Raw genomic sequence first — 18,207 nt, 5'->3', positions numbered from 1 at the left:
CAATAAACACACCATGATAACCCGCGAACAGATTGCGTTGCTTCCCAATCAACCCGGCGTCTACCTGATGCACGACGCCCAGGGCCGGGTTGCCTACGTCGGCAAGGCCATCGACATTCAGAAGCGCATCCGCTCGCACTGCGCGCGCAAAAACGGCGCCTACGCCTCGCCCTTTGTTGAAGTCATCCAAGAAGTCAAACCCATCATCACCGACAGCGACGAAGAAGCATTGCTGCTCGAATATAACTTGATTAAAAAATACCATCCTGAATTCAACATCAAGCTCAAAGACGACAAGCGCTATCCCTACATCAAAATCACCAATGAAGAATTCCCCCGCGCCTATCTGACCCGCAGCGTTGACTCAGACGGCGCCCAATATTTCGGCCCCTATCCGCACGTCACCCAAGCGCGACGCGCGCTTTCGGCGCTGCACGAAATTTTCCCGATTCGTCCCTGCAAGTATGAATCGAAAAAATTATTGAACGTCCGCCCCTGTCTGGATTACGAAATGGGAAGGTGTTGCGCGCCCTGCGGCGGCGTGGTGACGAACGAAGAGTACGCCAGTTTATGCAACGGCGTTTCGGGATTTCTGCGCGGCAAACATGACGATGTCATCCATCGCCTGAAAGCGCGTATGGAGGAATGTTCGCGCGACCTCTATTTTGAAAAAGCCGCCTTCTATCGCGACATACTGGAGGCAGCCGACCAGTTCGCCATCCAGCAGAAAATGCTACGCAACACGGTCGAGAACCAGGATTTCATCGGCTATACCCGCGTACACGAAACCGCTTGCATCGGTGTGATCCGCCGCCGCAACGGGCGCGTAGTCGGCACGTCAAACCACTTACTCGACGGCGCGTCCCACGCCGAAGCGCCCGAAGCGCTCTATGCGTTTTTGATCCAGTTTTATGCGCGCAACACCGACGTCCCCAGGGAAATATTTCTCCCGGCGTCCATCGGCAAGGAACGCTTGCAGAGTTTAGAAAATTCATTATCGAAGATCAAAGAACGCACCATCGCCATCAAGACGCCCCATCGCGGCATGAAACACGCCATGCTGCAACTGGCGGAAAAGAACAGCCGCCATCACGCCGAAAACCATTATCGAAAATTACACGGCGTCAAACACAGCGTCGCCGACAACGTCATCACCCTGCAAGAATCGCTCAAACTCGAAGTGCTGCCGCTGCGCATCGAAGGCTACGACATCGCCAACACCCAGGGCGACCATTCCGTCGGGGCGATGGTGGTGTTTCAAGACGGCCAGCCGCAGAAGTCGTCCTACCGCCGCTTCAAGATCAAAGACGTCGAAGGCCAAGACGATTACGCCTGTATGCAGGAGATGCTGCGACGCCGTTTCTCTCATGGAGACGGCGACGACGCCGAGAAAAAGCGCTTCGCCAAACCGCCCGACCTCATCATGATCGACGGCGGCAAAGGGCACCTGCACGCCGCCATGGAAGCGCTCGACGAACTCGACATTCCCAACTTCCCCATCTGCGGCCTCGCCAAAAAAGAGGAACTGATTTACCTGCCGGGGCTGAGCGAGCCGGTGCGCCTTGAACGTCGTAACCTAGGCTTGCGCTTGTTGCAATTCGTCCGCGACGAGGCCCATCGTTTCGGTAACGCTTACAACGCCAAACTGCGCGGCAAGCGGGTGCAACATTCGTCTCTGCGCAACATCAAAGGCGTCGGCCCCGCCAAAGAGCGCGCCTTACTCAAACATTTTGGCTCTGTTGCCAAGATCAAAACCGCCAGCCCGGACGAACTATGCAGCGTCCCCGGCGTCACCGAAGAGCTCGCCCAGCGAATAATCAATTCATAACAATTGGCGTCTGAAGACAATGCCGCTGCGAAGGAGGAGCGTGGGCGTTGATTGAGCCTGGCCCTTCTCAGGTTGTTCGTATTGCATTCAATATCCGCCGTTCGGTTGATCAATCAAAAAAATTGGTTAAAAAAAATTGTCTCGTAGACTGCGAATAAAATGGCTTCTTGTGCTATAAATTTTGAAACGCATTAAAGGACGCTTTATGTATATCCGCACCCGCGCCAGCGCCGCGATGGGCGTTGACGCCTACCTGATCGACGTTGAACTCGATATGGCGCCCGGCCAACCCGGGCTGACCATTGTCGGGCTACCTGACCTGGCTGTACGTGAAAGCCGCGAACGGGTCCGCTCGGCGTTGACCAATTGCGGGTTCTCATACCCGGTCAAACGCATGACCATCAACCTCGCGCCCGCTGATATCCCCAAAGAAGGCTCATCGCTCGACCTGCCCATCGCGATTGCATTGATCGCCGCAGCGGGCCTGATTCCTGAAGACGTGTTGAACGATACCCTGCTGCTCGGCGAACTGGCGCTCGACGGTGGATTGCGCCCCATTCGCGGGGCGTTGCCCGCCGCGCTTTCCGCCCACGGCAACGAACTCAAACAGATGCTGCTGCCGTACGACAACGCGCGCGAAGCCGCCGTGGTTGACGGCCTAGACGTATATGGAATCAAGACGCTGCCCGAAGCAGTTGAAATTCTCTGTGGGCAATCCAACGCGGCGCCGGTGTCGGTGGACGTACAAAAACTATTTGAAGCAAGTAAAACCATTGACGCCGATTTCGCCGACGTCAAAGGCCAGGAGCACGTCAAACGCGCCTTGGAAGTCGCAGCCGCAGGCGGACATAACGCATTACTCATCGGCCCGCCAGGCTCCGGCAAAACCATGATGGCGCGACGACTGCCCGGCATCCTGCCGCCGATGTCGTTTGAGGAATCGCTCGAAACAACCAAGATTCATAGCATCCACGGATCGCTGTCAGCAGAGCAAGCGCTGGTCGCGGTGCGTCCGTTTCGTTCGCCGCACCATTCCGTTTCGTATGCAGGGCTGATCGGTGGCGGGGCGTATCCCAAACCGGGCGAAGTCAGCCTGGCCCATCACGGCGTTTTATTTTTGGATGAACTGCCCGAATTTCAGCGCGATATTTTAGAGAACCTGCGCCAGCCGTTAGAAGACGGCGTCGTCACCATCTCACGCGTTGCGGGGTCGCTGACCTTCCCGAGCCGATTTATGATGATTTCTGCGGCGAACCCGTGTCCGTGTGGATATTACGGCGACGGGGCGCACCAGTGCCAGTGTACGCCCAACAAAATCCAACAATACATTTCAAAATTGTCCGGCCCGTTGCTCGACCGCATTGACATTCACGTCGAAACGCCCAGCGTCACCTTTGACGAAATGCACGCGCCGCCCAAAGGCGAAACTTCGACGCAAATCCGCCAGCGGGTGATCCGCGCCAGAGAGCAGCAAAGCCAGCGCTTTAAAGGCGCCAACGTGTTTTGCAACGCCCACATGAATTCAAAAGAATTGAAAACCTATTGCGTGATGGACGAGCCGACGCGAAACATGCTGCGCATCGGGATGGAGCGCCTCAACCTTTCCGCCCGCGCTTATGACCGCGTCATCAAGGTCGCCCGCACCATCGCTGACCTGGAATCTAACCCTGAAATTACCCCCCAACACATCGCCGAGGCGCTGCAATACCGCACGTTAGACCGCAAATTGTGGTTGCGGTGAGGATAGAATTCTAATCTCTTATTTTTTTTACAAATTCATTCAAGCGATTGATCAATGTTGAGTTCTTTTCAACATGGCAAGCATAATAAATCATTGATTCAACAGCAATTCTTTGTTTAGATGGATCCCAAAGGCTGACAATTTGAATTAAATCTGCTAATGACAATGGCTTTAATCCCATATCCAAAAATGCTTGCTTTGAATTAATTTCAAAATTGGGTGCGACAACTAATCCAATCGAAGCTCGCTTATTTATTTCATTGGCAAAATTACTAAATGCTGCTAATTGCTTTTTCTTTAATTCATAACTTTTTACTTCAGCCGAAATTGCTAATCTTTGTCCATCCCAAGCATCAATATCACCTACTCGCTGCAATCTCTTTGATCCAGTACGCACTTTATCAATTTCAACTTGTAAATGTGGATTGTCCGCCCGAATAAAACCAAATATTGCTCCTTGGAAAGAAGCCCCAGTGGGCTCACTTGGAGGTGCTTTAAATTCAAATTTTTCTAAAAGTAATTTGAAAGAATGTACAATATTATCGGCATCTTCTGGATTATAACTTTGGTCAGGTAATTCTAGTAAAACATGGTCAATTATTTCAGAGCGCAATTCAACTAGTTTCTTTCTTGGCAGACGGCAGACATCATCAAAATAATCAACATAATCTGACCATGCCTGAGTTGCATGTGGAGCGCAACTTGGATAATCAAACCTTTTATGCTCTGATCGAATCAAACTTTCAACTGTGTTATAAAATGGTCTAAGACTAATTGTTTTATCATCAAGTTGAACAATTAGAGTATTCGCTTTTTTACCTGTAGATGTATTTTCCACCTTTGGGAATCGTTCAATCATTGAATTAAAAGAAGAAAAATCTGGCTCTACGCTTTTTAGATACTGAACAAAATCTATGATTGAAATCAATAACCCTGCGAAAAACTTCCGTTTCTCAAACTCTAATTTGAATTTCTGAATAATTTCTTCTATCATGATTTTAGCACCAATTAGACGTCAATTTATTGACGTCTAAAGAAGAATCAAGTATAGTCAATCAAATTAGGAGATTTTAATGTCGTCAAGGCCTAAAGGCGATTTGACTACTGAACATGGTATTAAATTTAATGAATTCAAGGTTTGGCTCAGGCAAAATACTGACTTAACTGAACGCACTGTTTGTGACATGATTTCACGCCTTAAAAGATTAACTGCTTTCATTAACCCGTTGTCCGCACCTGATAGCGAAATGCTTTACTATTTAATTCGTACAAATGAACATTTTAAAAATAGCTCTCCATCAGTGCGATCACAGTTGAAAAGAGCGGGCACTTTATATAGAGAATTTTATTTTAAAAAAGGAGTAGAACAGTGAGTAATACTTTTGTTGACCTGTTTTGCGGAGCTGGAGGCTTGAGCCATGGATTAATAAATGCAGGATGGCACCCGGTAGCAGCAATTGATAATTGGCAATTAGCAATTGACACATACCGACATAATATGAATAGTCATTCTGCATACTGCTTAGATATTTCAGATATAGACGAATATGATATCTTTAAAATTTTGAATAGACCGCCTGATTGGGTAGTGGGTGGGCCTCCATGCCAGGGTTTCTCTACTGTTGGAAGGAGAAGGCGCGAAGATCCGCGTAATAGTTTAGTTAAATCTTTCCTCAAATTCGTTCAAGTTGTAAATCCCAAAGGAGTGATAATAGAAAATGTAATCGGTCTAAAAGATATGAAATTTGTTGAGGAAATATGCCTAGCATTTTTGGAAATTGGATTTTACTTAACTCCAACAATTATTAAAGCAGCGGATTACGGGGTTCCTCAACTTCGTAAACGAATTTTTTTTATTGGCACAAAAGAACCATTAGCTTTTGAAATGCCATCGCCACTTTTAAGACCTGAAAGCTATGTTTCTGTTAAAGATGCGATTGGCGATTTACCAGAATTAAGCCCAGGTGGGTGTGCTGACTCTTACAACAAAGAACCTTTTTCTAAATACCAAAAAATGCTGCGCAATGGTTCAAAGTGTATTCAAGGGCATGAAGCGAGCAATCATCCGAAGCATTTAGTCAAAGCAATATCTTTCATTCCTGATGGTGGTAATAGATTTGATATTCCTACAAAATATCAACCGGCGAGTGGTTATCATAATTCCTATTCAAGACTTCATAGCAACTCCCCAGCAGTTGCAGTTACCCAAAATATGGGGAAACCATCAGGAACGAGATGCATTCATCCAATCCAAAATAGAGGTTTAACCGCTCGTGAAGGTGCAAGACTTCAAGGCTTTCCAGATTCATTCCACTTTATGGGAGGCATAACATTACAGCGTCTACAAATCGCAAATGCTGTCTCTCCAATTCTAGCAAAATTTATTGGAGAAAGCATCAGTAAATCAAAATCGTGGCATCCTTTTATATTACAAGACAAAGATAGTTTTGTCCCTGTAGTAAATTTCTAGTTAACAACTTTAAAAAAACGGGGCAGGCGTTTTCGCCTACCCCGTCGTGATCGTTTGATTGAGTGACGCTTAGTACAGCGAGAATTCTCCAACATCGCTAGCGCCGTAAAGCACGATGTCGTCAATCACAACTGCGTTGCCATGAACGTCGCCGTTGCACCAAATCGCGATGCAATTCACGCCCAAGGTTTCTTCCGAAGCGATGCGGCGAAAACCATAGTCATCCGCTAACATGATTTCTTCGCCGCCGTCATAGGATGCATACGCATCATAGATTTCTTCCAAGGCGTTCACTTCAACGCGCATTGAGATTAATTCACCGCCGCGATAATCCAGCGGATTCACCGATGTATACGTACCGCCGCCAGCCCAATCGCCATCACGGGCGTCCAAACTGATTGGGTTCGCGTTCATGCGAATCATCATCCCGCATTCGTTAAAATTAATGGCGGGATTGCCGTCTGTTAACTCAAAATTGACTGAGTCGCTGAAAGTGAAACCAAAGTCAACGGTATCTGACACATCGTCAACATTTTCAGCGGCGCGAATAAACTGCCAGTCCCATGTGGCTGAAAAATCGCCCTGAAGCGTAGGCATAAAGAGATAAATCCATTGGCTGTCGTCAGGGTTCTGCGTTACAACTAATTTTTCATTGACCACTTCAAAGCGAGAGGTTCCGTTGCTCGCCGTACCGGTGATCCATACGCTGTCACCGTCGCCCTGGTCTTCAACGGGGCCGTCGACATAACCAGATGCAGCGGAAAAATCAACAGCCTTAATCACTTGCGCTTGCGGCGAAAAAACAAAAACGGCGGCAATAAGACAGACTACAGGTAAACAAAAATACGTTTTCATACAAACATCCTCCCAAAAGGTTTGGTGAAAAAAGTGTATACAAATCTAATTGTTACGCTATAAAAATGCCGTTACCCTGTCAAGCCTATTAATTAGATTACGATTTAATAATGTTTAGAAATGAAACATTGCATGATATAAGACATTTTTGTAGCCATGGCGTCCTACTCTTACATTGTTTTGTATTGTCTCAAGGATAAATAGCGCTAGGATGCTTGCACTTACCGATTTTTTATATTTTACGCAAAATCAGTAGGAGCCACTCATGCACACCAGATTACAAGGCTCATCATTTCAGGCATTTACCCTTATTGAACTCTTAATCGTCGTCGCTATTATCGGCATTCTCGCCGCCATAGCTGTCCCCAATTTTCTGAATGCACAAATCCGCGCCAAAGTCGCCCGCAGCCACTCCGATATGCAGGCGCTGGGAACAGGGTTTGAGATGTACAATATGGATAATAATTCCTATCCGTATTTCGGCGGCGACCTGTGGTACTCGGCGGTTATTTATCCTGCATTGACCACGCCCATTTCATACATGGGCGGCATCCCACGTGACGGGTTTGTCGATAACGCCCCAAAAGAGACGATCCATCGCTATGGCGGCGGACATCTCGATTTTTATCCGGGTTGGAACATCAAAGAAGTGGTAAAATCCGGCTCCGCCTGGGGCGGCTTGCCCGTGCGCACCGCAGTGAGCAAAGGCACTGCGATGCTGACCGTCAGCCGGGGCCCGGACGGTTTGGAAGACATCGGCGGGGCGCCAGCAACCGGCGTCTTGGTTTATGACACGTCAAACGGCGTCATCTCGGCGGGCGACATCTATCGCCTCACGCCCGGCGGGATACTGACCTCCGCGGATCAATACGGCGGCCGCGACTAACCGCAATTGCATATCGTTTCTTCTTTCTTTATGATAAAGTCTCATCATCTTTTTGGGGAGAATGAATTATGTCTGCGAACCGTCGCTCGTTTTTGAAAGCAACCGCCGCGTCCGGCGCGGGGGTATTGATCCAACGCAAAGCCTATTCCGCCAATGACGTTGTGCGCATCGGCGTGGTCGGCCTCAATGGACGTGGACAAGACCACGTCAAAGAACATGCAAAACAAAAGAATGTCGAAGTCACCGCCATCTGTGACGTAGACGAAAACGTATTGCGCGAACGTCGCGAAAAGCTCGGCGAACATCTTCCCGACAACGTTTCGCTTTATACCGATTTCCGCAAGATGCTCGAGAACAAGGATATCGACGCGGTATCAATCGCCACGCCCAACCACTGGCACGCCATCATGGGCGTGTGGGCCTGCCAGGCGGGCAAAGACGCCTATGTTGAGAAACCCTGCTCGCATGATATTTTTGAAGGCCGCCAACTGGTCGCCGCCGCGCGAAAATATAAACGCATTGTTCAACACGGCACCCAGAGCCGCAGTTGCGACGCGTTCCGCGAAGCGATGGATTTAATCCACAACGGCTACCTGGGCGACGTGTATTACGCCAAGGGCCTTTGCTACAAATGGCGCGACACCATCGGCACAACCCCGTCGCAACCGAAGCCGCCCGAAGGCGTCCATTACGACGAATGGATCGGCCCGGCGCCGGAAAAACCCTTCAGCCAAAACCGCTTCCATTACGACTGGCATTGGCAATGGAACTATGGCAACGGCGACCTTGGCAACCAGGGCGTTCATGAGATGGACGTATCCCGCTGGGGGCTGGGCGTGAAACTGCCGCGCTCGGTGATGGCGCAGGGCGGACATTTCATGTTCGACGACGATCAAGAAACGCCCAACACGCTGGTCGCCGCTTACAAATACCCCGACGACAATAAGATGCAGCAATTTGAAGTGCGCCATTGGATCACCAACGACGAACTCGACGTCGGCGGTGACGGCAACGTCATCGGATGTATGTTTTATGGCGAAGAGGGTTACATCAAAACCTGGGGCTACGGCAACTACAAAGCCTACATGGAAAAAAACCGCCAGGCGGACAAATCCGGCAAGAGCGGAACGCACCATTTTGAAAACTTTATCAAAGCCGTACGCAGCCGCAACCGCGAAGACCTCAATGCGGAAATTGAAGAAGGCCACTTGTCCTGCTCGTTGATTCACCTCGCCAATGCAGCATACATCCTGCAACGCACGCTGCATTTTGACCCGGATACGCAACGCGTCATTGATGACAATGAGGCCAACGATTTGTTATATGGAAAAGTGCGCGGCTTCCGCCGTCCGTATGACATGCCGGACGAAGTGTAGAAAAACGTTCACATAAAAATAAATGTAGGGGCGCAGCGCTACGCCCCTATTTTTATGCTTACTTCAGTCGCCCGATGATTGCGTTTGGATCGCCGAAAGGCGTGTCCAATTTTTCAATCTCAATATCAGGGAATTTTTCACGCAAAAACTCTTCGTAATCCGCCGGCATTAAAAACGTCGCAGGCCTGGTCGGCTCCGACGGCAAGCCCTGCTTAATGTCCTTCGCCATATAACGGGTCGATTCTTTCAACTTGGCCTCGCGCAGGCTTTTGTTTTGCGCTTCGAGAAATAGCATATAGATATTGAATGTGCGGTTTGAATATTTGGGATGCACAATCAAGCGGTCGCGCCCGACATCGTCTTTGGTCAAATGCTGATAGGCCAGGTGTTGTTCTTCGCCATAAGTAACAGGCCAATTTCGATTATCAGGATACTGCACAAAATAGCGGTAATAGTTCAGCCCGATCATCCCCGCAAGCAACACCACAACCAATACAGGTACCCACAGGCGGGCTTTGTCATCATCCTGGTTTTGTTGTTCGCGACGGTGCAAGAGCGACGCCAGCGGCAACGCCGCCCACAGGCATACAATCGGCCCCACCACGCCTAGACGAAATGTATTAGGCGCTTCGACGCTCATGCTGAGAATTCCGCCCGCCATCGCCGCGCCCATCGCGATCAACAACATGCGTTCGCCGGGGCGGTAAAAACGATACGCCGTCAGCAGCAATCCCGCAAATAGCAACCCGCCCGTAATCGGGTCCAGCATCGGTTTGCCAGGGACATTATGCCGCCCGATGCGGTCGCCTTCCCAGTGAAGAGCGACTACATAACGTCGAATATTCTCTTTCAGCGGGTCCCACGAGTCTGCTTGAAATACGTCTTTGGTAATGCCCGCCGATTGCGCCCTGACCATGAATACGCCGGGGTGTGCGCGGTAGTGGGCGAACAGCGGCGCGAACACGATCATGCACAACAACGCCGACAAGACGCATTGTTTCACGCGCAAGCGGCGGTCTTCTTCAAAGAAAGAGATACACCAAAGCAGAGCAATCGTCGCGGTGGTAATCACAATCGGCAGATACGTAAAGAAGCCATAGCCCAGCCATAAACCCGACAACGCCGCCGAGCGCGCGCACTTGTAACGATAAGCGCGAATGAAATACGCCAGCGCGAACAAGGCGCACATAACATAAACCTGTTGCAGCCAACCCCAACGCGCGAAGGTCACCTGCCAACTGTTGACCGCGACCACCAGCGCCGCCAGCCGCCCCACCCAGGCGCCGTACGACCATTTGCCCAGGCAATACGTCGCGAGAACTATTCCCAAACCAGGCAAAATTGAAAACCACTTTACGGTCAGATAAGAAAGACTGAGATACTTCGCCACGCCGCCGATGATGAGCAGATACAGCTGCGTGATCTCAAATTCATTCACGCGCACCAGCGGCATGGTTTCAAACGGGCGCAGGGTATGGTTCTCAAAACTGAGCAGCGCGTTCCACAGCGAATAGACTTCATCCAGCCAGAGGCCGTAAGGGATTTCGTCAATGCGGTAGGCGCGAAAAAACAGCGCCAGCGCTAGAATCGCCGCGCCCCAGGCAATATTGGCGGGACGAAACGCGGCTTGGTATTCTTTCCGCACTGCCAGTACGCACAGCAGCGGGCCAATCAACCACGGCGCCACCGGCCACAACGAAGCGCCCCAATACTGCGACCAGACAAACGCCATCCATGAAAGCAGCAGCCCGGCGATCATCAGCCACGGCCAGCGAATCACGCCTGTTTTTTTGTCTTCGTCTTCCAAATTCTCATCTTCAATGGTTGCGGGCAGCGCGTCAAACCACCACTCGCGGCGACAGCGCGAAAGCCAAACCAATGGCAAGCCAATCACTAAAAACGAGAAACCCAAAACGGCGAAATGATACGCAAACAACAGCGCCGCGCCGATGCACATCAACAGGCCTAAACTCAGCGGCCAGTGCGAATATTCGGCGAGAATGCGAACCGCCCAACCATGCGCAGCGGCGCCCGCCCCGCCTAATGGATCGCGAAAACGGCGCCAGAGCGCGAAGCCGAAAATCAACAACAGCGACGGAACCAGCCAGATCGCGAAGGTCATGCCGTATCCCTGCCAGCGCCCCAGCGTTGAGAGTTTGACTTCTTCGGGCGGATCAAAAAAATTCTGCGCGCCCACGAGCAGGCGTTGCTTGAGCGGATCATACGCAACGCTCAGCGGGCGGTTCAAACCATCCGCCATAGAGAACGTCTGACCGTCCGGCGTCAGCGCCATCACCCGCTTCATGTCAGAGTCAGCGATGACGTAATAGCCTTCCGCCACCCGTTGAATGCGGCGGGGGTGGTTAAAGCCTTCGATCTCTTTCAACACATTGTTGTCGCGGTCGATTTCAACCACGCGGTGACGATCAAAGTTGGCGATCACAATGGTGTCGCGTTCGGTCAGAATCGCCTCGTATGGGTTCAAAAGCGGGACGGTCGAGCGCCAGACTTCTTCTCCGCTCAACGTGACTTCAACGACGACGTTCTCTCGCGCGTCCACCCGCAAGAGGTTGCCGTTGGGCAGCAGGTCAACGTCGTGAACGCCCTGCGGCGCGGGGATTTCCTTCAACGTCCGTCCGTCTTGGTCCAGCAGCCGGACCACCTGTTCAAAATACGAAGCGGTGATGTAGTAAGGATGAACGCCAAGCGCCTCGCGCCCGTCAATCACGTCAAACTCGGTGATGCGGTTATGACCGATGTATTTTCCCGTCTTCCCGGTTTCGGGGTCGAAGATGGTGATGCCAGCGTTGTCCGCCGCGATGGCAGCGCGCCCGTCCGGCAGCCATTCGATATCCATCGGCGCGCCGCGCAAGGGAGGCGACTTACGCAAAAAGGCGCCGTCTGCGGTAAAGACCAACACCTCGTTGTCCATCGAGAATTTGGGATCAATCTCGTTGGGCATACTGCACGATTGCAAAAGCAGCATGACGGTCAAGCCCGCCAGGAGGCTCCAGATTGAATTCGGTCGCTTCATCAATATCCCCTCATCGTTCATTGGGCCGTCAAACTTATTCTGTTCTTCAAACCGATGCTACAATGGCGGCGTTTACAATTCAACGAATGGAGACGGAGGAACCCAACATGCCAGTTGAAGAAGGAAAAGCCGCGCCCGCCTTCACCCTGCCCGCCAGCAACGGCGAAAAAGTATCGCTGAAAGATTTTAAAGGCGAAAAACAAGTGGTGTTGTATTTTTATCCCAAAGACAATACGCCCGGCTGTACGCGGGAAGCATGTAGTTTTCGCGACAATCAAAAGGTGTTAGACAAAGCCGACGCAGTGGTGTTAGGCGTGAGCCGCGACAGCGTGGCCTCTCACGAAAAGTTTATCAACAAGTTTGATCTGCCGTTTCTTTTGTTGAGCGACGAAAAAGAAACCGTCTGCAACAAGTACGAAGTCATCAAAGAAAAAAACATGTACGGCAAAAAATCCATCGGCATTGAACGCAGCACTTTCGTCATCGGCAAAGACGGTAAGATCAAAAAGATTTTCCGCCGGGTGCGCGTCGACGGCCATACCGAAAAAGTGTTAGCCGCGCTGGAAGAGTAAATTCTTATAGTGGTTGCCAGAATTATATGCGGATTGAGTTTGCATATCTGTATTAATCGCTGAGCCCTACGGGCGCGCTTAACGCACAGTTTTTGTCAAACGCTCTAGATGAAATTACCCTATCACAAGTACAAAAAAACGGGTGGTCATAAGACCGCCCGTTGCGTATTGATATCGCTTGCTCTTTTCAATACGACACTGCGCCTTCGTTGCCTTGAAAGCCCTGCCCGAGGATGCCTTTGTCGCATACGACAATGTCGCCGGCGCTGTTTAAACCGTTGCTTGATTCATACGCCATCCATGTCATCAGGCGTTGCGGGTTCACAATATACCAGCGGTCCGGCCCCGGGCTGCGGGCGACATAACGCGCCGTCGGGTCGATGTTGGCCTGTCCGCCTTTACGAATGGTCACAATATTTCGGAAATGGTAAACGCCCACTTTGACCGCTTCCCAGGCGGCGCCGCTGAACTCGTTGGTCTCAGGAACAAATGGATCAAAAAACGCGGAAGAAGAAATGTACCCCGTTGGCGAGGTCAGATAGCGCCACACCCACATACCATCATTCTGTCCGCCAACCACGCCGATTTCGGTCGGGTCGGGAATCACCGAATTATGGTCGAGGCTATACATTTCGAGCGCAGTCCGTATCGCGCGTAAATCCGCCAGCGAACGCGCCGACTTGGCTTTGACCTGCGCATTCAAGAAATTGGGCACAGCAATCGCCGCGAGAATGCCAATAATGGCGACGACGATCAACAGTTCAATCAACGTGAATCCACGTTTCATTTCGCTTCTCCCAAAAAGTAAAAGCACGAATTTCTCGCTTACATGATAGTAAAATTAAAATAACAATTGAATTGCGTTTTTTTGACGCTTTTTCGTAAATCTTTGATCTTTCGCTCTATCAGGCATGGGCGCAACTCTGCTCGCTTCAGTGCGGGCTTTCAAGCCCTTATGCACAGGCGCTCCCAGAGTTCCACCCACGCCTGATTGGTTTGTCAATTTGTGAAATGCCGGAGCCTGTTTCTGAATAAGTATTATGGCCATCCACCAATATCTTTTGCACAATAGCATTCACCATTTATTTCTGATATGTTTACTGCCAATCACATTGAACGGAGCAATTGATACAATGCGCCTAATGATTGGAGACGTAACATGGATCGTCGCCGTTTTTTAAAAACCTCTCTATCGGTATCCGCATCGGCTTTGTGCTCTGTAAAAAGCATCAATCCAGTTGCACATGCGGCAGCGCAATCCACAACAAAATCCCGGCCCAATATTGTATTCATTCTTGCCGACGATCTCGGCGTAAAAGACTTGAGCAACGAAGGCTCGAGTTATTACGCAAGCCCGAACATCGACCGTATCGCTCAAATGGGGATGAAGTTCAAGCGCGGGTATGCAACCTGCCAGGTATGCAGCCCGTCACGCGCATCCATCCTTACGGGCAAGTATCCTGTCAATCACGGCATCACAACTTGGATCGGCGACCCGTCCGGTGAAGCATGGCGCAAGACCAACCGTCACGACAGTCACTTGCCGCCTGAATACAGTCACGCATTGCGTTCCTCGGAACATAACCTCGCCGAGGTGTTGCGGGATGCTGGCTATCAAACCTTTTTCGCCGGAAAATGGCATTTGGGCGACAAAGGTTCCTGGCCCGAAGACCATGGCTTTATGGTGAACAAAGGAGGTTGGAAAGTCGGCAGCCCCAGCGGCGGCTTCTTTTCTCCCTACAAAAACCCGAATTTAGAAGACGGCCCGAACGGCGAACCGCTTCCCATTCGCCTTGGCCAGGAAACAGCGGATTTCATTGACCAAAACAAAGACCAGCCATTTTTGGCGTATTTATCTTTTTACTCCGTACATGGCCCAATTCAAACCACGCAAGCGCTTTGGAAAAAATACCGCGACAAAGCCGCAGCCTCAGGCCTAAGCAAAGAACGCTTTCTCTTTGACCGCAAACTCTCCGTGCGCCAGGTACAAGACTGCCCCATCTATGCAGGAATGATCGAAAGCATGGATACTGCTGTCGGCATGGTGTTGGACAAGTTAGAAGAACACGGCCTGACGGACAATACGATTATATGTTTCACTTCAGACAACGGCGGCGTCTCATCCGGCGACGCTTTTTCGACCAGCAATCTCCCCTTCCGCGGCGGCAAAGGGCGCCAATGGGAAGGCGGCATCCGCGGACCGTTTTATATCTCCGCGCCAGGAGTCACCACCCCCGGCGCCGAAACGAGCGTCCCTGCAAGCGGCATTGACTGGTATCCCACCTTGTTAGAACTCGCCGGCGTTGCCGCACCCAAAGAGCAGGCAGTTGACGGCGTTAGCCTCGTCCCCGTGTTAAAAGGTGGTTCGATTCAAGACCGCCCGTTGTTCTGGCATTATCCCCACTATGGAAATCAAGGCGGCGACCCGTCCTCGATCATTATGGAGGATCAATGGAAACTTATTTATTATCACGAAGATGAACACAGTGAGTTATACAACATTAAGAAAGACGGCGGCGAAAAAAATGATCTCTTCGCCGCCAGGCCGCGCCGGGCAAAAGCCATGCTCGCCAGGCTCAAACAATGGCTCCGTTCAACATCCGCAGCCTTCCCGACGAAAGACCCGCAATTTGATCCGGCGCTAAAAAATGCCTATTTGGAAAGGCAACAAACATCAGGCAAAGAGCGCCTCGAAAAGCAACATGCGAATTTCCTCAGTGAAGACTTCGAACCGAATAAAGACTGGTGGGGCAGCGCACCCGCAGACTGACGCATCACAGGCGCTCATTTTTGCATAAAGCATCGCTGCAATTTTCTTTTTTGGTTCTTTAGAAAATTGGGTACTTTTTATAAATTCAATTGAGATTTCACTGCATTAGGCATCAATGTCATTGACACTTTTAGCCCCCCTTTTTAAGGGGGGACGGCGCTGAAAGCGCCAGGGGGGGATTCGGGCGCAACACGCTGCGCCCCTACAGGGCTGATATATTTTTGTTTGGTTGCATCAAGGGCTGCCGTCGCCTGCGCAAGTCTCACTTTTCGATTGGTGAGATTGCCGCGTCGGCCTTCGGCCTCCTCGCAATGACACTGACTTTATATTTCAAGACAGCCACACGCGATGATTGATATGATATATTTTACAATGTCTTGAAGGCTTTGCCCGCAGCGCGGAGGTAGGGTGGCAAGGGCAAGGCCGCGAAGCGGGCAGCCCTTGAAGTTGGATGAATAATCGTTGAGGTATGGAGCGCCTCTGTCCACAGAGGCGAATGTCATGCGCGTGTGGACACGCGCGCTCCCATACTTACAATGTCTTGAAGGCTTCGCCCGCAGCGCGGATGTAGGGTGGCAAGGGCAAGGCCGCGAAGCGGGCAGCCCTTGCAGTTGGATGAATAATCGTTGAGGTATGGAGCGCCTCCGTCCACAGAGGCGAATGTCATGCGCGTGTGGACACGCGCGCTCCCATACTTACAATGTTTTGAAGGCTTCGCCCGCAGCGCGGAGGGTGCGTTCGGTTTCGATGTTCGAATGGGCGGCTGAGACAAACCACGCCTCAAATGCGGAAGGCGGTAGATACACGCCATGTTTCAACATGCCGCGCCAAAACGCGCCAAAACGCTCGGTATCCGACGCAGCGGCGCTGTCAAAATCGGTCACTGGCGTTTCGCTAAAGAACACCGTCATCATCGACCCCACCCGGTTGATCTGAATGGGGACGCCTGCTTCTTCGGCTTCGTTGAACAAGCCCGCTTCGAGAATGCGGCTTTTTTCTTCCAAGGCGTCATAAAAACCGCCCGGCTTTAACATTTCCAAGGTTGCAAGCCCGCACGCAGTCGCGACCGGATTGCCGGACAGCGTTCCCGCCTGATAGACCGAACCTTCAGGCGCAATATTCTTCATGATATCGGCGCGTCCACCGTAGGCGCCCATCGGCATTCCGCCGCCGACAATCTTGCCCAGGGTGCATAAATCCGGCGTAACGCCATAGAGTTCTTGCGCGCCGCCGTACGACACGCGGAAACCCGTCATTACTTCATCAAAGATCAATAACGCATCATTTTTGGAACACAGCGAGCGCAAGGCTTGCAGATAACCGTCTTTCGGCGGCACAACGCCCATGTTGCCCGCGACCGGCTCAACAATCACGCAGGCAATTGAATCAGCGTATTCATTAAACGCGGCCTCGACCGCAGAAGCGTTATTGAATGGAACCAGAAGGGTATCTTGCACGACCGACGCGGGAACGCCCGGCGTACTCGGAATCGCCAACGTCGCAACCCCCGAACCCGCCGACGCTAAAAGGGCGTCATGATGACCGTGATATCCGCCGACCATTTTGATAATTTTATCGCGGCCTGTGAACCCACGCGCAAGACGAATCGCGGACAGGGTCGCTTCGGTGCCTGAATTGACCAGTCGCACCATCTCGACCGATGGAACGGCGTCAACAATCAACCGCGCCAGCGTTACTTCGCGCTCGGTCGGGCAACCAAAGGTCAGCCCATCGGCTGCGGCTTCTTGCACCGCTTTGACAACGACCGGATGGGCATGGCCCAAAATCAGCGGCCCCCATGAGCAAACATAATCAACGTATTGTTTGCCCTCAGAATCAAACAGCAGGCAGCCTTTGCCCTTCGCCGCAAAAAACGGATCGCCGCCGACCGCATTCCATGCGCGAACGGGACTGTTCACGCCGCCGGGGATGAGTTGTCGAGCTTCTTTGTGTACCGCAGTCATTTTTGTCATTGGGTTGAATGAAAAACGGCGTACTTCATCTAAATGAAGCCGCCGGTTGGTTTTTCTTGGTAGCGGCGCAGGGACTTGAACCCCGGACGCCACGGATATGAGCCGTGTGCTCTAACCAGCTGAGCTACGCCGCCATAGAATCCTGTACTGGCAAGCAATAAGTATAGCCAAACGCCGCGAAAAAGCAGAGAGGCGTCTCGCGATTTTTTGCGTTATCCGGCCAATTCGTTGTCTGAAAAAAACAGCGCAACTTCACGCTTGGCGCTTTCGGGCGAATCGCTGCCGTGCACCATATTGCGGGTGAAGTTGTTCGCCAAGTCGCCGCGAATGGTTCCCGGCGCCGCTTCGATGGGGTTGGTCTTGCCCATCATCGTGCGCATGGCGGTAATCACTTGGTCGCCGCGCCACGCCATCGCAACAATCGGGCCTTCGGTGATGTAGTCGATCAGCTCGCCGAAGAAGGGTTTTTCTTTGTGTTCGCCGTAGTGCTCTTTGGCCAATTCCGGCGTGACGTGCATCAGTTTCATGCCGACCAGGTCCCAGCCGCGATTTTCGAGACGGGAAATAATTTCACCGACGAATTTGCGTTGGACGCCGTCGGGTTTGATTAACAGTAATGTGGTTTCCATGTTTCCTCTTTTTTCGATTTCAATTCTTCATAATCGGTTTATTGCCGAAGGGGAAAATAGCAGCCCCTCTCAG

Annotated in this window: 15 protein-coding genes and 1 tRNA gene; 9 read left to right on the top strand and 7 right to left on the bottom strand. The window is 51.3% G+C overall.

Annotated features, from left to right (window positions below):
- Positions 1–13 precede the first annotated feature (13 nt).
- The gene (gene uvrC, locus P9L94_13255) at positions 14–1,828 is read left to right on the top strand and encodes an excinuclease ABC subunit UvrC (GenBank protein ID MDP8245046.1); all 1,815 of its coding nucleotides are present in this window, start codon (positions 14–16) and stop codon (positions 1,826–1,828) included.
- Positions 1,829–2,009: 181 nt separating this feature from the next.
- On the top strand, positions 2,010–3,569 hold the full coding sequence (locus P9L94_13250; GenBank protein ID MDP8245045.1) for a YifB family Mg chelatase-like AAA ATPase: 1,560 nt from the start codon (positions 2,010–2,012) through the stop codon (positions 3,567–3,569).
- A gap of 10 nt (positions 3,570–3,579) precedes the next feature.
- Here the strand turns inward: P9L94_13250 and P9L94_13245 are convergent, their stop codons facing one another.
- Positions 3,580–4,563: a hypothetical protein gene (locus P9L94_13245; GenBank protein MDP8245044.1), complete on the bottom strand. Its 984-nt coding sequence runs from the start codon at positions 4,561–4,563 to the stop codon at positions 3,580–3,582.
- 79 nt (positions 4,564–4,642) lie between these two features.
- Between P9L94_13245 and P9L94_13240 the strand changes: the two genes are divergently transcribed.
- Positions 4,643–4,942: a hypothetical protein gene (locus tag P9L94_13240; protein ID MDP8245043.1), complete on the top strand. Its 300-nt coding sequence runs from the start codon at positions 4,643–4,645 to the stop codon at positions 4,940–4,942.
- On the top strand, positions 4,939–6,039 hold the full coding sequence (locus P9L94_13235) for a DNA cytosine methyltransferase (GenBank protein MDP8245042.1): 1,101 nt from the start codon (positions 4,939–4,941) through the stop codon (positions 6,037–6,039). The genes P9L94_13240 and P9L94_13235 overlap by 4 nt, the downstream gene beginning before the upstream one ends.
- A gap of 69 nt (positions 6,040–6,108) precedes the next feature.
- Here P9L94_13235 and P9L94_13230 read toward each other — a convergent pair whose 3' ends face one another.
- Positions 6,109–6,894 carry a hypothetical protein gene (locus tag P9L94_13230; GenBank protein ID MDP8245041.1) on the bottom strand — a complete coding sequence of 262 codons (786 nt, stop codon included), beginning with the start codon at positions 6,892–6,894 and terminating at the stop codon, positions 6,109–6,111.
- A gap of 265 nt (positions 6,895–7,159) precedes the next feature.
- Here P9L94_13230 and P9L94_13225 point away from each other — a divergent pair, with 265 nt between their 5' ends.
- Both P9L94_13225 and P9L94_13220 read left to right on the top strand, forming a co-directional pair.
- Positions 7,160–7,780 carry a prepilin-type N-terminal cleavage/methylation domain-containing protein gene (locus P9L94_13225; GenBank protein MDP8245040.1) on the top strand — a complete coding sequence of 207 codons (621 nt, stop codon included), beginning with the start codon at positions 7,160–7,162 and terminating at the stop codon, positions 7,778–7,780.
- Between the two features lie 68 nt (positions 7,781–7,848).
- Positions 7,849–9,156, top strand: a complete 1,308-nt coding sequence (locus P9L94_13220) for a Gfo/Idh/MocA family oxidoreductase (protein MDP8245039.1) — start codon at positions 7,849–7,851, stop codon at positions 9,154–9,156.
- Positions 9,157–9,214: 58 nt separating this feature from the next.
- Here P9L94_13220 and P9L94_13215 read toward each other — a convergent pair whose 3' ends face one another.
- Positions 9,215–12,190: a glycosyltransferase family 39 protein gene (locus tag P9L94_13215; protein MDP8245038.1), complete on the bottom strand. Its 2,976-nt coding sequence runs from the start codon at positions 12,188–12,190 to the stop codon at positions 9,215–9,217.
- A 107-nt stretch (positions 12,191–12,297) separates the two neighbouring features.
- On the opposite strand from P9L94_13215, the gene bcp reads away from it, so the two are divergent.
- Positions 12,298–12,762, top strand: a complete 465-nt coding sequence (gene bcp, locus P9L94_13210; GenBank protein ID MDP8245037.1) for a thioredoxin-dependent thiol peroxidase — start codon at positions 12,298–12,300, stop codon at positions 12,760–12,762.
- A gap of 187 nt (positions 12,763–12,949) precedes the next feature.
- On the opposite strand, the gene P9L94_13205 is transcribed toward bcp, so the two are convergent.
- Positions 12,950–13,549, bottom strand: coding sequence for a type II secretion system protein (locus tag P9L94_13205; protein ID MDP8245036.1), 600 nt, complete (start codon positions 13,547–13,549; stop codon positions 12,950–12,952).
- A gap of 372 nt (positions 13,550–13,921) precedes the next feature.
- Between P9L94_13205 and P9L94_13200 the strand changes: the two genes are divergently transcribed.
- Together P9L94_13200 and P9L94_13195 are read left to right on the top strand one after the other, a co-directional pair.
- Positions 13,922–15,532 carry a sulfatase gene (locus tag P9L94_13200; protein ID MDP8245035.1) on the top strand — a complete coding sequence of 537 codons (1,611 nt, stop codon included), beginning with the start codon at positions 13,922–13,924 and terminating at the stop codon, positions 15,530–15,532.
- A gap of 501 nt (positions 15,533–16,033) precedes the next feature.
- Positions 16,034–16,162 (top strand): hypothetical protein, encoded by a 129-nt coding sequence (locus P9L94_13195; GenBank protein MDP8245034.1) that lies wholly within the window; start codon positions 16,034–16,036, stop codon positions 16,160–16,162.
- 65 nt (positions 16,163–16,227) lie between these two features.
- On the opposite strand, the gene hemL is transcribed toward P9L94_13195, so the two are convergent.
- The 3 genes from hemL to ndk all read right to left on the bottom strand — a co-directional run bounded on the left by hemL (position 16,228) and on the right by ndk (position 18,134).
- The gene (gene hemL, locus P9L94_13190; GenBank protein MDP8245033.1) at positions 16,228–17,496 is read right to left on the bottom strand and encodes a glutamate-1-semialdehyde 2,1-aminomutase; all 1,269 of its coding nucleotides are present in this window, start codon (positions 17,494–17,496) and stop codon (positions 16,228–16,230) included.
- A gap of 66 nt (positions 17,497–17,562) precedes the next feature.
- A tRNA-Met gene (locus tag P9L94_13185) sits at positions 17,563–17,639 on the bottom strand.
- A 78-nt stretch (positions 17,640–17,717) separates the two neighbouring features.
- Positions 17,718–18,134, bottom strand: a complete 417-nt coding sequence (gene ndk, locus P9L94_13180; GenBank protein ID MDP8245032.1) for a nucleoside-diphosphate kinase — start codon at positions 18,132–18,134, stop codon at positions 17,718–17,720.
- Between the last annotated feature and the right edge of the window lie 73 nt (positions 18,135–18,207).

The organism is Candidatus Hinthialibacter antarcticus (genome assembly GCA_030765645.1).
Lineage (GTDB): Bacteria > Hinthialibacterota > Hinthialibacteria > Hinthialibacterales > Hinthialibacteraceae > Hinthialibacter > Hinthialibacter antarcticus.
Note: the sequence above shows the minus strand (reverse complement) of the source record. Positions and strands in the feature narration are given on the sequence as shown.